Origin of the sequence: Saccharothrix australiensis, from assembly GCF_003634935.1 — a bacterium.
Classification (GTDB): Bacteria; Actinomycetota; Actinomycetes; order Mycobacteriales; family Pseudonocardiaceae; genus Actinosynnema; species Actinosynnema australiense.
The window spans coordinates 3,639,846-3,654,476 of sequence record NZ_RBXO01000001.1 but is presented as its reverse complement, the minus strand read 5'-3'; the positions used below and the strand labels follow the sequence as shown (position 1 = coordinate 3,654,476).

The 14,631-nt window shown below is 72.8% G+C and carries 10 protein-coding genes; 4 read left to right on the top strand and 6 right to left on the bottom strand.

All coding sequences use genetic code 11. The features are described 5' to 3' along the window. Positions 1–10: 10 nt before the first annotated feature. Together C8E97_RS15855 and C8E97_RS15850 are read right to left on the bottom strand one after the other, a co-directional pair. A complete protein-coding gene (locus C8E97_RS15855) occupies positions 11–1,312 on the bottom strand; it encodes a cation:proton antiporter (RefSeq protein WP_121006290.1) in 1,302 nt (433 codons plus the stop codon). Positions 1,313–1,663: 351 nt separating this feature from the next. Further along, entirely contained in the window at positions 1,664–2,962 is a 1,299-nt protein-coding gene (locus tag C8E97_RS15850; protein WP_342776220.1) for a glycoside hydrolase family 18 protein, read from the bottom strand. A 279-nt stretch (positions 2,963–3,241) separates the two neighbouring features. Here C8E97_RS15850 and C8E97_RS15845 point away from each other — a divergent pair, with 279 nt between their 5' ends. Further along, positions 3,242–4,768: an NHL domain-containing protein gene (locus C8E97_RS15845; protein ID WP_121006286.1), complete on the top strand. Its 1,527-nt coding sequence runs from the start codon at positions 3,242–3,244 to the stop codon at positions 4,766–4,768. Positions 4,769–4,811: 43 nt separating this feature from the next. Here C8E97_RS15845 and C8E97_RS15840 read toward each other — a convergent pair whose 3' ends face one another. Further along, positions 4,812–5,294 carry a hypothetical protein gene (locus C8E97_RS15840; RefSeq protein WP_121011607.1) on the bottom strand — a complete coding sequence of 161 codons (483 nt, stop codon included), beginning with the start codon at positions 5,292–5,294 and terminating at the stop codon, positions 4,812–4,814. Positions 5,295–5,299: 5 nt separating this feature from the next. Then, complete coding sequence (locus C8E97_RS15835; protein WP_121006284.1) at positions 5,300–6,349, bottom strand: hypothetical protein; 1,050 nt, start codon at positions 6,347–6,349, stop codon at positions 5,300–5,302. A 492-nt stretch (positions 6,350–6,841) separates the two neighbouring features. On the opposite strand from C8E97_RS15835, the gene C8E97_RS15830 reads away from it, so the two are divergent. From C8E97_RS15830 to C8E97_RS15820, 3 genes are all read left to right on the top strand, one after another. Further along, positions 6,842–7,561, top strand: a complete 720-nt coding sequence (locus tag C8E97_RS15830) for a hypothetical protein (protein WP_121006282.1) — start codon at positions 6,842–6,844, stop codon at positions 7,559–7,561. 64 nt (positions 7,562–7,625) lie between these two features. Beyond that, positions 7,626–9,437, top strand: a complete 1,812-nt coding sequence (locus C8E97_RS15825) for an RICIN domain-containing protein (RefSeq protein ID WP_121006280.1) — start codon at positions 7,626–7,628, stop codon at positions 9,435–9,437. Positions 9,438–9,811: 374 nt separating this feature from the next. Further along, complete coding sequence (locus C8E97_RS15820) at positions 9,812–11,032, top strand: cytochrome P450 (protein ID WP_121006278.1); 1,221 nt, start codon at positions 9,812–9,814, stop codon at positions 11,030–11,032. Between the two features lie 18 nt (positions 11,033–11,050). On the opposite strand, the gene C8E97_RS15815 is transcribed toward C8E97_RS15820, so the two are convergent. Beyond that, positions 11,051–12,682, bottom strand: a complete 1,632-nt coding sequence (locus tag C8E97_RS15815; protein WP_121006276.1) for a glutamate-cysteine ligase family protein — start codon at positions 12,680–12,682, stop codon at positions 11,051–11,053. A 66-nt stretch (positions 12,683–12,748) separates the two neighbouring features. Next, complete coding sequence (locus C8E97_RS15810) at positions 12,749–14,581, bottom strand: B12-binding domain-containing radical SAM protein (protein ID WP_121006274.1); 1,833 nt, start codon at positions 14,579–14,581, stop codon at positions 12,749–12,751. Positions 14,582–14,631 lie beyond the last annotated feature (50 nt).

Genomic DNA, 14,631 nt, shown 5'->3' with positions numbered 1-14,631 from the left:
GCCTGCGCGGTCACACGGGCGTCTGCGGCGCGCGGTCCGGGTCGCCGTGCCGGACCCGCGCGGCCCGCTCCCGCACCCGGTCGAGCAGCCGGATCGCCGGGCCGGCCGTGATCCCGTGCAGGAGGACCGAACCGATCACCACGAGGGCGACCACCCGCCAGATCGCCTCCTGCTCCGCGAACCGCCCGTGCTGGAGGGCGTAGGCGACGTAGAACAGCGACCCGATGCCCCGCACGCCGAAGAACGAGATGACCGCCCGCTCGCGGAAGCCCGTCTTGCCGCGCGCCAGGCCGATCAACCCCGCCGCCGGCCGCACCACGAGCAGGACGGCCAGGGCCACCAACACCTCCCGCCACCCGGTGCCCGCCAGCAGGCCGCTGACGGCCGCGCCGCCCAGCAGCAGGACGAGCAGGACGGTCAGCATCCGCTCCGTCTGCTCGACGTACCCGTGCAGCACGCGGTGGTAGCCGTGGGACCTCTCGCCCGCCCGGATGGCGCAGGCGCACACGAAGACCGCCACGAAGCCGTACCCCTCGGCCAGTTCGGCGAGGCCGTAGGCCAGGAAGGTGGCGGCGAGCGCGACGAAGCCCTCCGCGTGCTCCGCCAGGCGGAGTTCGTCCGACGGCGCGGAGAAGAACAGCGCGCGCAGGCCCCACCCGGCGACCAAGCCGACCAGGACGCCGCAGCCCAGCCGCCACAGCACGTCGACGGCGACCCAGTGCGCGAGCCAGGCGGCCGGCGCGACGCCGGCCACGCTGATGGCGATCGCGGCGTAGGTGAACGGGAACGCCAGGCCGTCGTTGAGCCCGGCTTCGGAGGTCAGCGCGAACCGCGCCTCGTCCTCGGCCGAGCCGGGGTCGTCCGGGTCCTCCGCCGGCTCGGCCACCTGGACCTCGCTCGCGAGCACCGGGTCGGTGGGCGCGACCACCGCCGCGAGCAGCACCGAGGCGGCGACGCCCCAGCCGAGCACGCCCCGGCCCAGCAGGCCGACGGCGAGCATCGACAGCGGCATCGTCACGGCGAGCAACCGCCACGTCGTGGACCAGCGGCGCAGGCCGATCGGCCGGTCGAGCGCCAGGCCCGCGCCCATCAGCGAGACGATCACGCACAGCTCGGTCAGGTGCACCACCACCGCGCCGTGCCGGATCGGGTCCGGGTCGGGCAGCGCGCCGACGACCGCGAACCCGACCGCGCCCGCGGCCAGGAACACGATCGGCATCGAGATCGGCGCTCGGCCGAGCGCCCGCGGCAGCAACGCGGCCAGGAGGGTCGCGACGCCGACACCGACGTAGGCAACGGCGCCCGCAGCCACTCAGGTCTCCTCTCCGCCCCCGGCCGGGGACGCGACTCGACCACGGTGGTACCCGGTGCGGGCCAAGCCAACCCCGCCGGTTTCGCGTGCCTTCGGAACACATCGCACCGCGGGCCGCTCATGGTTCACGGGCCGTCGTTCAGGGACGCCGGACGCATGGCCGTACCTCAGTCCACAAAGGACTGTTTCGGCCGACACCACCACACCGTCGCCACCGGCGGGCCGGTGCACCCCATCACGGCCGCGAACACCGCCCGCGAACCGGACGACGCCCAGCCGTCCGGCAGCGGCTCCGACCGCGCGGTGCCCGCGGGGCGGGCCGGCGACGGCCCGCCCCGCGAACGGTCGCCCTCAGCGCCGGTGCAGACCGGCGTGCAGGCCCTTGATCAGCTCGCCCTGCGGCGTGTCGCCGTCCAGCGACCAGATCATCGCGCCACCGAGCCGGCGGTCGCGGATGAACTTGCCCTTGCGCTTCAGCTCGGTCGGGTCGTCGTAGGTCCAGAACGTGGCGCCGTCGAACAGCCAGGCGTGACCGGCCTTCTCGTCGCGGTGCAGCCGGTACTTGCCGCCCGCCAACAGGTTCTTCAGCGCGCGGTAGTCGTCGTAGCCCGGTTCGTGGGTCGCCGGCGCGGGCCCGGTGGACTGCTGGAACAGGCCGTTGTTCGCGTTGGTCACGCCGGTCCAACCACGACCGAAGTACGGCACGCCGAGCGTGATCTTGTGGCGCGGCGCGCCGCGCTCGATGTGCGCGTCGACCACGATCTCACCGCTGTCCTTGGGCGTGGTCGGGTCGCCCTCGGGCACGCGGATGGCCGACTGCTGGTTGGTGGTCTTCTCCCAGGTGCCGTGGTAGTCGTAGCCCTGCACGGTGGCGAAGGTCAGCAGCTTGTAGACCTCGGCGAGCTCGTACCCGCGGTCCATCGCCTCGCGGTTGGCGGGCAGGAACGCGGTGAGGTCGTAGACCTTGCGGTCGCGGACGCCCTGCTTGGCCAGCTGCGCCCGGTACTCGCGCAGCAGCTTGGTGAAGTTCTGCTTGTCCTCGGGGCGGACGACGTTGCCGACGTCGCCCTCGGTGGACGGCCACTCCCAGTCCAGGTCGATGCCGTCGAACACGCCCTTGGCCGCGCCGGCGGGCGCGCCCGGCAGGTTGCCCTTGAGCCACAGGTCGATGCAGGACTTCACGTGCTCCGCGCGCGACTGCGGGGTGAGCGCGGCGTTGGAGAAGTACTTGGAGCCCGTCCAGCCGCCGAGCGAGATGTAGACGCGCAGCTCGGGGAACTTCTTCTTGAGCTGCTTGAGCTGGTTGAGGTTGCCCGCGAGGGCCTGGCCGGGCCGGTCGGCCTTGCCGTTGACGGACTGGTCGGCCGGGATCAGCCGCTGGTAGTCGTCCACCGGGTCGGAGCTGACGCACCTGCCCTGCTCGTCGAGCAGGCCGAAGGCGTAGTTGAGGTGGGTGAGCTTGGCCGCGGTGCCGTTCTCGACCAGGTAGCGCACCGGGACACCGCGGTCGGCGAAGCTCCACTGCGTGTAGTACCCGACGGTGCGCACGGCACCGCCGCCGTGGTGGTCGTGGGCACCGGCCGGGGACGCGGCGACCGACAGCCCGATCGACAAGGCGCCCGCCACGACGGCGGCGCCCCATCTCCTCATCGACATGGTTCTCCTCGTGCTGGCAGCGGCGACGTTAAGGTCCAGACCACGCTAGATTGAGGTCTAGACCACAGCTACGCCCGAATGGCCCAACCGGCGCCGGTCCGGGTGGCTCCGCGTCCGCGCCGGACGTGGGCGGCACCGCGCCGACGCGGCAGCCGATCGCCCGGATCACGGGAACACCCGGAAGCAGGCTTGCCTCCCGACACCGACTGTGACTGTATGGATTCAATCGATCACTACTAGTAGTGTTCGGTCACCGGGCGCGAAGGGTTGATGATGAGCACTGTTCACGCTGCGACCACGGACACCCCGACAACCGCCTCCTCGATCACCACGGTGGCCGGGACGGGCACCGCCGCGTTCGGCGGCGACGACGGACCCGCCACGACAGCCCGGCTGAACACCCCGCGCGGGCTGGCGGCGGACCGCGCCGGCACCCTCTACCTCGCCGACACCGACAACCACCGGATCCGCCGCATCACCCCGAACGGGACCATCACCACGGTGGCCGGCACCGGTGCGGGCGGGTTCGGCGGCGACCACGGCCCCGCCACCGCCGCCCGCTTGAACTGGCCCATCGCGGTGGCCGTGGACAGCACCGGCGCGCTCTACATCGCCGACTACGCCAATCACCGCGTCCGGAAGGTCGCACCGGACGGGACCATCACCACCGTGGCCGGCACCGGCACCGCCGGATACGGCGGCGACAACGGACCCGCCACCGCCGCCGCCCTCAAGAGCCCGATGGGGGTGGCCCTGGACAGCGCCGGCGCGCTCTACATCGCCGACCGGGACAACCACCGCGTCCGCAAGGTCACGGCGGACGGCCGGATCACCACCGTGGCGGGGACCGGCGCCGCCGGGTTCGGCGGCGACGACGGACCCGCCACCGCCGCCGCCCTCAAGAGCCCGACCCGAGTGGCCCTGGACAGCGCGGGCACCCTCTACCTCGCCGACTCCGGCAACCACCGCCTCCGCAAGGTCACACCGGACGGGACCATCACCACCGTGGCCGGCACCGGCACCGCCGGCTCCAGCGGCGACAACGGACCCGCCGCCAACGCCACCCTGAACAACCCGTTCGGGATCGCGGTGGACCACGACGGCACCCTCTACCTCGCCGACTTCGACAACCACCGCGTCCGCAGGATCACGCCGGACGGGACCATCACCACCGTGGCCGGCACCGGCACCGCCGGCTCCAGCGGCGACAACGGACCCGCCACCGCCGCCCAGCTGAAGAACCCGCAGGACGTGGCACTGGACAGCGCCGGCGCGCTGTACCTCGCCGAGGCGCACAACCACCGCGTCCGGAGGGTCGTCACGGCGAGGGTGACCGGCCTGCCCGCCTCGGGCGCGGTCGTCTCGTGGACCAACGTCCGGAGCAAACTGCGGATGGCGGTCTTCCGCGAGTCCACCAAGGACGGGGCCGAGGTCCACCAGTCGCTCCCCGCCGCCAGGGACCACCAGCGGTGGCGCTTGACCCTCGTGGGCCAGGACGGCGGTGATGCCCTGTACACGATCCAGAACGCGCGCAGCGGCAAGGTGCTGGAGATCGACGAGGCGCGGACAGCGGACGGCGCGGTGGTCGTGCAACGCGCCTACGCCGGTGCCGGCGCACGCCACCAGCAGTGGAAGCTCATCCCGGTGGACCCCGGAGCCGACGCCCCGCGGGTGTTCCGGATCGTGAACCGGAACAGCGGCCTGTCCCTGCGGGTCGAGACCAACGCCCAAGGGGTGGTCAGGCAGTCCGGGGCCGCGGGCGACGACGAGAAGCGGCAGTGGCGCATGGTCCCGGCGTAGGCGGAGCGCACGGAGGAAGCCCGCTCGGGCTTCCTCCTCCCGCTCACTTGCCGGGTTCGGAGGCGCGGGGCGGGGTGTCGGTCTTCGCCTTGGGCGCTTCGGGCGCCCCGGCGAAGTCGCTCTTCCTCGGCCGGTCCTCCAGGTCCTCGTCCTTCTGCAGCCCGCTGTGCTCCGTCACGGTCGAGCTGGACTCCTGCATCCCCGCGGACGCCGCCTTCGACACCGAAGCCGGGTCCTGGGCGTACCGGGACTGCTCGCCGGCCGTCGTCCGGGCGTTCTGGATGAAGGCGCCGAGGAAGCCCAACACGGCCCGAGCCTCGGGCGAGTGCTCCTGCACGACCTTCGACCGGGCGGAGGCGCCGTGGATGCCGTTGCTGAACAGGCTGCCGTGGGTGTCGTCGTAGGTGTCGTCGTCGGCGTCCTCGAAGTCGACGCCGTCACCCGGCCGCGGCCGCGCGCCGTCGCGGGTCACCGAGAAGATTTCCGCCCCTTTGTTGGCGAAGTCGAAGATGTTGCCGAACACCATGCTGCTCACCCCTTGTAGAGCGCTCGTGGCGAATAATCCAGGGTTTCCCCGTCGAACATCGTGTGGTGGACGTCGAGGGCGGAGACGACCTCGGCCCGCCCTTTCAAGCGGAAATCGCCGCCGCCGACCAGGTCGATGTCGCCGATGTCGCGGGCGACCACGTGCTCCAGTCCGGGGTAACCGCCGGATTGCGGTGGCGACAGGACGGCCACCGGCACGGCGTACCGCACCGCCAGGAAACCGGAGAAGGTGACCGGTATCTCGTAGGTGTACTGCTTGCGGGTGCGCCGCTGGGTGGCGATGGTCTGCACCCGCGAGTTCGGCGGGACGTCGCCGGAAATCTGCGAGGTCGAGGACCAGCTCGTGGTCAGCGTGCCGCCGACGGATGCCGTGATGCCCAGCATCAACTGGGCGTGCAACTCCGCCGTGCCGGTGGCGCTGCCCTGGGTCGTGAACGTCGTCGCGTTCGTCGTCGTGTTCGTCGCCGACGTCTCGCCGGTGTTGGCGTTGTCCACGCCCACCGAGTCCTTGCTGTTCTTGTTGGTGACCGTGTTCGAGTTCTTGTTCTGCATGCTGTTCTGGAGCTGCAACTGGAGCTGGTTCTGGAGCTGGAGCTGCAACGACGCGCTCGCCTTGCCGCCGAAGGTGAGCTGGGACTGCCCCTGGAGCGTCCACGTGACCGCGTTCGAGACGGTGAAGTTCACCGTGTCGGAGAACTTGAGCGTGGACGACTGGCTCCGGTTGACGTAGGAGCGCGCGGAGAACGTGTCGGGCGGCGGCTGGTCGACGTTGCCCCGCTCCTCGACCAGCGGCTCGCCGAGGTGCAGGTAGGCGAGCCAGCCCAGCTCGGTCGCGGTGCCCGGAAAATCACCGAAACTCGACTTGTTCAGGGAGAACCCGATGGGCTTGTGCGCGGTGCCGTTCTGGTCCACGTAGACCAGGTTGGGGTGGTTGAGGATGGACTGCCAGGATTGCTCGATGTTGAGTTCCCGCAGGTTCCGCTTGGTCAGCGGGTGGCGTTTGACCCGTTCCAGGTTGTACGTGTTCGCAGGCATTCCTCGACCTCGCCGGATGTGGGGGTGACCGTGCTGGCGGGAGTAAATGGGGGCTGCGCGCAACGCGGTCGACGCTAGCACGGGTCCCGATCCGGGACCAGGCTCCGCCGAGTGCCGGACCGCACTGGTCGATCGACCGGCCCGACGATTCCCGTGAAATGTCGCCGACGGCACGAGCGGTCACTGTGGATCACCCGATCGTCGGCTTTCGACCGCCTCGTCGCATCAGCCCGCCGGCCCCCGGCGAACGGTTTGCGTGAAGGTTCCGACGCGCACTGCGCCATTCGCCTCCGGTTTCGCGTCGATCGAGTGAAATACTGACCGGTATTTTCGTCGTGCGGTATACCTGGTGACATCCGATCGCGTGCCCACCCCGATCGCGCGTCGGACTTCGGCGTTCCGGATCGCGAAGTCGTCGACGCGTCGCCCCCGATCCCCGCATCGAGCATTCGATGCGCCGTGCTCACACCCAGAACAGGTGAGGTGTCCACGATGTACACCCAGGAACGCACTCCACTGGCGGATCTGGTGGTCGGCGGACCGGTACCGGTGAACAGCCACGACAACGCCATCGTGGCGGCGTTGGTCGAGAACCGGCCGGTCATGCTCGTCCACGCCTTCAACGGCGGCTACCTCCGACCCGTCAACCTGAAGGAGGAGAGCCACGACCAGGGGGTCCAGCTCGCCACCACGCTCGACCCCGAGACCAAGGACCGGCGCGGCCACCTCTGGCACATCACGCCCGGCGGCTTCTTCGCGCAGCGACCGCTGTACTTCATCGAGAGCGCCGCCGGCCAGGTCACGGACAAGCCGGCCGCTCCCGGCGCGGCGCCCGCCGGCGTCGGTGACGACGGCGCGCCGAAGCCGAAGCGGCGGCGCATCACGGTCCACCAGGACGCGCCCAAGAGCCAGGCGGACGCCCTCCAGGTCGGGCTGCCGGGCAAGGTCGGCGAGAAGTGGCGCGGCCGCAACGGCGCGCCCGAGGACACCCAGCTCTGGGTCGTCACGGTCACGCCCTGGGGCGGGGTGACCTTCGTGCCGATCACCCACCCCGACGCCATCCTCGGGTTCAAGGACCACGCGGTGGCGGCGAACGCCGAGGCCCGCGTCACCTACAACTGGGGCGGTGACTTCACCGGGACGGTGATCAACACCTTCTACCCCCGGCTGCCGAACGAGTGGGGCGTCCCCTACCACCACGTCTTCACGTGAGCCGCGCCCGCCGACGCGCGAACCCGTCCAGAGCCAATGGCCGCACCGCCCGGAAGGGGCATCGATGCCCGTGCCCACGGAACACCTCAAGGTGGCCATCGTCAACGCCGCCACGAAGAAGACCCTCGGCGCGGAGTCGCCGACGAGCGCGGACGGCGCGCTGGTCGTCCGCGACCACCCCGCCGGCGGCCCGGACCCGCAGCGCTGGCAGCTCGTGCCCGTGCAGGCGCGGGAGGACCGGGCGTACGTGATCCGCGACGCGAGCAGCGGCAAGGTGCTCGACAACCCCGCCGTCGCGGACCGGAGGGCGCGCCAGTGGGCCGCCAACGGCGGGCCGGGCCAGCAGTGGCGCGTCATCGCCGTGGAGGGCGAGGCGGACCTCTACCGCGTCGAGTGCGTGAACGGCGGCGCCGTCCTCGACCTCGCCGCGGGGCAGGACAACCCCCGGGTCGTCCTGCGCGAGCACGACGACGGCGCGGAGAGCCAGCGGTGGCGGTTCGTCCCCGCCGAGCCCGAGCGCACCGCGGAGCCCGCGCTGCGGTGGGCGTCGGCGAGCCACTGGAACGGCCGCCGGTCCTGGCGGCTGGTCCGCTCGACCGCGCTGCGGCCGACGCCCGACGCGACGCCGTCGTTCAGCGACATGCGGCTGGTGCTCGGCCGGTTCGGCGGTGACGAGGCCGGGGTGTGGGACACCCGCCCCCCGGGCGGTGGGCACGGCCTGCGGGCCGGCGCGCGGTTCCTCGCCGACGTCACCGGGCAGGGCCGGGTGGACCTCGTCGGGATCAAGCCCGCGAAAGGGGTCGTGGCGTCCGCCGGCCGGGGCGACGGCACGTTCGAGGACACCGAACGCGTCCTGCTGCCGTACACGGCGCCCAACGACGACTCGCGCCGCGGCGACCTCTGGTGCCTGGTGGACACCACCGGCTCGGGCCGGCTCGACGTCGTCGTGCTCGCCGGCGACGGCGTGCGGGTGGCGCGGCAGGGCGAGGACGGGAAGTTCGCGCCGTGGGGCAACGAGCCGGCCGTCCGGGCGTTCGGGCACGGCAAGCAGGCCGGGGAGTGGCACGCCGAGCGGCACCCCCGCTTCCTGGTCGACACCACCGGCGACGGCCGCGTCGACGTCGTCGGCTTCCACGACGACGGCCTCCGGGTGGCCCGCCAGGACGAGCACGGCAAGTTCGCCCCCGTGACGGGTGCACCGGCACTCCAGGCGTTCGGGTACGGCGTGCAGGCCGGCGGGTGGCACGCCGAGCGGCACCCGCGCTTCCTCGTGGACACCACCGGCGACGGCCGCGTCGACGTCGTCGGCTTCCACGACGACGGCGTCTGGGTGTCGCACCAGGACGAGGAGGGGAAGTTCGCCGAACCCGTGTTCGTCCTCGACGACTTCGGGGTCGACCAGGGGTGGGTGTCGGTCGAGGAGCACCCCCGGTTCCTGCTCAGGACCACCGCCGGCGGGCCCCTGGACATCGTGGGGTTCGGTCCGCAGGGCGTCGTGGTGTCGCGCGGGCGGGCCGACGGGGCGTTCGGCGAGGCCGAACTCGTCCTGAACGACTTCGGGCGCGCCCAGGGGTGGACGGCCGACAGGCACCTCCGGCTCCTGGCCGACCTCACCGGCGACGGCAACCTCGACGTCGTCGGGTTCGGCGACGAGGGGGTGTGGGTGTCGCCCGGCCGCGGCGGTGGCGCGTTCGACCAGGCGCGGCTGGTGTGCCGGGGGTTCGGGCACGCCGACGAGGCCGGCGGGTGGCGGGTCGACCGGCACCCCCGGTTCCTGGCCGACGTCACCGGTGACGGCCGCGTCGACGTCGTCGGGTTCGGCGGGCCGGGGGTGTACGTGGCCCGGAACCTGGTGCGCCGGTTCATGACCCGGTAACCGCGGGCGTCCGACGGGCCGGAACACCGGACCCTCGACTCGGCGCACGGCCCGGCAGGCCCCTTCACCTGTCAGGCCGTGCGCCGGGCATCGCGCATCAGGGCGCGTCCGACAACGCGGTGCCGCCAAAGCCAATCGACGCCGGTGGTTTTCCGGATACGGCACGACGACTGCCTTGTGGTGGTGAGCCGGTCGGGTGTATGCCTGGGTCGAGTCCGTGGTCGAAGCGTTGTGCGGTGACGCGGGCCGCCGGAGCTGTCCGGCACTCGTTCCGCGGGGGCGTGCGGCATTACCCGGCGGACCGCGGAGTGCCGTCCGCGCGATTGCGCCCCGCAGGTGCGGGCATCCTTCGCGACCGCACCGGAAGGAGGGCGATGACGAGCACGTCTGACCCGGGCGGTCGCCGGGAGGACGGGGTGCCCGAGTTCCCGATGCGGCGGGCCGCCGAGTGCCCGTTCGACCCGCCGCCTCGGCTGTGCGAGCTCCGGGACCGCGCACCGCTCGCGCGCGTGCGCATCTGGGACGGCAGCACGCCGTGGCTGGTCACCCGGTACGCCGACCAGCGCGCGGTGCTCGGTGATCGGCGGGTCAGCGCCGACATCGACCGGCCGGAGTACCCGCGCGTGGCGCCGGGCAACGGGCTGATGAGCTTCATCGGCATGGACGACCCCGAGCACGCCCGCCTGCGGCGCATGGTGGGCCCGGCGTTCACCGTCCGGAACGTCGCCGCGCTGCGCCCGGTGGTGCAGCGGGTCGTGGACGACGCGCTGGACGCGATGGTCGCCGGGCCGAACCCGGCCGACCTGGTCGAGGCGTTCGCGCTCCCGGTGCCGTCGCTGGTGATCTGCACGATGCTCGACGTGCCCTACGCCGACCACGACTTCTTCCAGGCCACCAGCAGGACCGTGTTCGACCGCCGGGCCTCGGCCGAGCAGCGGACGCGGGCGTCGCGGCGACTGGAGCGGTACCTGGCCGGCATGGTCGAGTCGAAGGTCGGCGGCACGGGTGGCGACCTGCTGTCCCGGGTGGGCGCGCGGGTCGCGGCCGGCGAGCTGGACCTGCGGCAGGCCGCCGAGATGGCCGTGCTGCTGCTGGTCGCCGGGCACGAGACCACCGCGAACATGATCGCGCTCGGCACCCTGCTGCTGTTGCGGCACCCGGACCAGCTGGCGCTGCTGCGCGACTCCGCCGACCCGGGTGTCGCCACCCGCGCGGTCGAGGAGACGTTGCGCTACCTCAACGTCACCCACACCGGCCGCCGCCGCGTGGCCACCGAGGACATGCTGGTCGGCGGCCTGCCCGTCCGGGCGGGCGAGGCGCTGGTCCTGCCGGGCGAGCTGGCCAACCGCGACCCCCTGGCGTTCCCGGACCCCGACCGCCTCGACATCACCCGGCACGGGCGCCACCACCTCGCGTTCGGCTTCGGCGTCCACCAGTGCCTGGGCCAGCCGCTCGCCCGGCTGGAGCTGGAGGTCGTCTACCGCACCCTCTACCGGCGGCTGCCCGGCCTCCGCCTCGCCGTCGACTTCGCCGACCTCGTGTTCAAGCACGACGCTTTCGTCTACGGCGTGGAAGCGCTTCCCGTGGCGTGGTGACGCCCGTGCGGCGTGCGGTCAAGGGGTGAGCGGCACCCGGAGCACCTCCAGCAGCGCGTCGACCGCGTCCGGGGCGGGGTCGCCGCGCCGCGTGCGGTCCGCCAGGAAGTCCAGTTGCAGCTCGGCGGGCGCCTTCGCCCGCTCCAGCACCACGTCGACCGTGTCACCGACCAGCGCCAGCTCCGCCGCCGTGAGCGCGCGGGCCGCGACGCGCCACACCTCGCGGGCCAGGTCCCGGACCGCCACGGGTCCGATCCTCGCCCCGAAGCCGCCGATCCGGTTCGTCCGCGCGGGCAGGTCGACGGTCAGCTCCCGCCAGCTCAACCCGGTCCGGTCGAGCACCTCCCAGATCTCGTGGTGGGCCCGCAGGACCGCGGTCTGGAGGACGAAGGGCACCGCGGTGAACCGGTCGCCGTGCTCGCCCCACAGCGGGCAGGGCAGGACGGTCGCCGCCGCGCGGCCCTCGATGCACAGCGCGCCGGCGTCGCACCCCGCCGCGCCGGCGCGCGTGAGCAGGTCGGCGAGCGCCGCGTCGTCCCCGGCGCGGACGGCCTCGGCGAAGTCACGCGCCCCGACCTCCTCGGGCCGCGGCGCGAGGACGCGGAGCCGGCCGCCGGTCGAGGGCCAGTAGAACCAGTCGCCGCCGTTGCACAGGTGGGCGAACCGGGGTCGCACCCACCTCGGCTCGCCGTCGGGGCCGACCACGCGGCACCGGTCCAGCTCCAGGAAGTCGAGCGTGCTCCAGGTCGCGGGCGCGTCGTCGGGCGGTATGACGGCGAGGGGGCGCTGCCAGGCGGTCCCGGCCTCGTCCGGCTCGGCGACGGCCAGCGGTCGGAACGACAGCACCCAGCGCAGGTAGTCCGCGAGACCGCGCGGCCGGTGCGGCGGCGGCCCGGCCAGCAGCACGTCGCGGGGGAACCGGCTCGGCGCGAGCATCCGCTCCACGGCGGACAGCCTGGTGTCGCGGGCCGCGAGCCGACCGCGGCGGAGCGGTCCGTTGGCCGTGACCAGGTTGACCAGCCAGCCGAGCGCGGCGACGAGGGCGAGGTGCGACCCGGCGGTGTCCGGCTCGGTGCGGTTCCACACGTGGACGCCCGCGGTCGGGACGGGCGCGGTGTGGTCGAAACCCCGGCCGCGGTGGGGGTCGACCGGCCAGGCCGCCGCGAGCATCGCCCGCTCCCCCTCGGTCACCGTCGCGGCCGGCCCCTGGGAGGTGCCCCGGAAGAGCCGGTACAGCGGCTTGTCGGTGACGTGCCGGTACGAGTCCTCCTCGGTGGCGCGGGGGTGGAAGGCCGTCGCGAGCAGGCCGAGGCCGGCGTCGTGGAGGACGTGGTTGAGCTGGGCCACCGACCGGTGCGCCCAGCGGACGACACCGGTCACCGCGTCGTGCACGCCCAGGTTCAGCTCCGGCGTGCTGCGCACGAGGTCCCAGCCGACCTCGGCGGACTCGCCGTGCAGGTCCAGGTCGCCGCGCAGGCGGGTCTCCCCCGCGATGCGGGCGGCCGCCTCCCGCCGCAGCTCCGGCGACATCGGGGCCAACGCGCCGGTGGCGTCGACCACCAGCGCTTCGAGTTCACCGCCGAACGTGGCGGCGGGCAGGGCCGCGACCGGCGGCGCGGCCACCTCCCGGCCGGGCTGGGGCGCGTTCATCGCCCGATTGTGCACCGGCGCGCCGCGACGACCAACGCGCTCACACCATCGACGGAACCGACGCCGTCACCGGGCGACCGCGAGCGCCGCCGCACCGCTGCCCAGGTCGCCCATCAGCTCCCGAGACGTGCGCAGCGCGTCGTCGTAGGAGGCGAACCACGTGTCGGTGCCGCACTCCTCGCGGATCGCGGAGGCCGTCTTGTTCAGCGCGAAGCGCAGCCGCCGCTCGGGCAGCGCCTGCTCCGCCGGCCGGTGCGCGGCCAGCGTCCGGGCCATGTCGCGCAGCTCGGCGAGCGTGTAGCGGCCCCGGTTGGTCCACCACGGGACCGTCGAGGTGACCTGGTAGGCCCAGTGCCGCCGGCACGCCTCCTCCAGCAGGTCCCGCACCGCCTCCACGCGCTTGCGGCTCAACCCGTTGGTGGTGTAGGAGAACTGGTCCCGGTTGAGGTTGAGCAGCTGCCCGTCGGTCGCCGACGCCCGGATGCCGGGCAGCGCGCCCGCGTTGGCCCGCTGCTCGTCGGGTGCGCGCCGGGTCAGCCGGTAGCGACCGCTCTTGATGGTGAGGATGTGCTCGCCGCACTCCTCCAGGAACGCGAGCCAGCGCAGGTTCTGGTTGATCGGCTCGTTCGGGATGCCGACGATGAGGAAGACGTGCGTCTGTATCCCGGCGTCGTGCAGGTTCTTCAGGATGCGGCCGTAGTTGCGCGGGTGGTTCCAGGACTTGGCCTCCTGGCGCAGGACGTCCGGGTCGAGCGACTCCAGGCCGAGCTGCACCGCGGCGCAGCCCGCGTCGGCGAGGGCCCGGCAGACCCCGGGGTCGCCCAGCTTGTCGTTCATCGTCAGGTAGCACTGCCACGTGGCCCGGTACCCGCGCCGGGCGAACTCCCGGCCGAGGGCGAGCTGGCGGGAGATCGTGAAGAACTCGTCGAGCACGTCGAACCGGTGCGCGCCCAGGGCCATCACGTGGTCGGCGATGCGGGCCGCCGACATCACGCGCGGCCGGGCGAGGAAGGTGTCGCTGCCCGCGGCGATGGAGCAGAACGAGCAGCGCATGGGGCAGTTGGACGACGTGTAGAGCGGGGGCACGAAGTCCGGGCTCCACTGGCGGGCGTCGGCGGCGAAGACGGGCGTCGGCAGGTCCTCGAACGGCGTCGGCGTGGCGGCGCGGCCGTTGACCCGCACGGTGTCGCCGTCCCGCCACACCAGGCCCGCGACGCCGGCGAGCGGAACGCCGTCGGCGAGCTGGGTGATCGCCTGGAACCCCTCGGTGTGGACGACGCCGTCCCAGTGGTCGAACAGCTCCGCGAACAGCGGGTCGTGGAAGGCGTCGACGACGCGGGACCAGTAGTTGCCGCCGAGCACGACCGTGGTCGACGGCAGCGCCTCCTTCACCAGCGAGGCCAGCACGCAGCCGCTGATCAGCTGCCGCTCGTCGGCGACGCTGATCCCGTACAGGTCCGGTCGCAGGGACACCGCGCGGGGCACCTCGACCTCGGTGAAGTAGCGGTGGAACACGTGGTCCTCGCGCCGCCGCAGGAGCCCCACCAGTTCGGCGACGCCGCCCTTGAAGTGCTTCGAGTCGTACTTCACGTTGTTGCGCTCGACCGCGAAGCCCTCGCCCTCGCCGAGGCCGGCCGTCGTGGTCTCGAACGCCATGCGGGCGTCGTACCGGTCCAGGACGGAGCTGTCCGGGTCCCGGACGACGGCGAGGTGCCGCGCCATGCCGGGACCGCCGTGCTCGCGCAGGAGGTGCTCGACGGCTTTGACGTAGCCGTATTCCTGGACGACGTCGTGACCGCGGCTTTCGAGAATCGCGGCCAGATATCCGACGCCCATCGGCAGGTGCCAGATGCTGGACGCGGGCGGATAGGAGAGGACCACCGTGGAACGGGTCGACATGTGCTTCCCCTGACGCCGAGCGGAATGCGCCGCGGTGACCGCGCGAGTGC

What these genes read in the sequence shown, in the direction of transcription:
- C8E97_RS15845 (WP_121006286.1), top strand. Translation starts at nt 3,242, where the DNA reads ATGAGCACTGTTCACGCTGCGACCACGGACACCCCGACAACCGCCTCC.
- C8E97_RS15820 (WP_121006278.1), top strand. Translation starts at nt 9,812, where the DNA reads ATGACGAGCACGTCTGACCCGGGCGGTCGCCGGGAGGACGGGGTGCCC.
- C8E97_RS15825 (WP_121006280.1), top strand. Translation starts at nt 7,626, where the DNA reads ATGCCCGTGCCCACGGAACACCTCAAGGTGGCCATCGTCAACGCCGCC.
- C8E97_RS15835 (WP_121006284.1), bottom strand. Translation starts at nt 6,349, where the DNA reads ATGCCTGCGAACACGTACAACCTGGAACGGGTCAAACGCCACCCGCTG.
- C8E97_RS15830 (WP_121006282.1), top strand. Translation starts at nt 6,842, where the DNA reads ATGTACACCCAGGAACGCACTCCACTGGCGGATCTGGTGGTCGGCGGA.
- C8E97_RS15810 (WP_121006274.1), bottom strand. Translation starts at nt 14,581, where the DNA reads ATGTCGACCCGTTCCACGGTGGTCCTCTCCTATCCGCCCGCGTCCAGC.
- C8E97_RS15840 (WP_121011607.1), bottom strand. Translation starts at nt 5,294, where the DNA reads ATGGTGTTCGGCAACATCTTCGACTTCGCCAACAAAGGGGCGGAAATC.
- C8E97_RS15850 (WP_342776220.1), bottom strand. Translation starts at nt 2,962, where the DNA reads ATGAGGAGATGGGGCGCCGCCGTCGTGGCGGGCGCCTTGTCGATCGGG.
- C8E97_RS15815 (WP_121006276.1), bottom strand. Translation starts at nt 12,682, where the DNA reads ATGAACGCGCCCCAGCCCGGCCGGGAGGTGGCCGCGCCGCCGGTCGCG.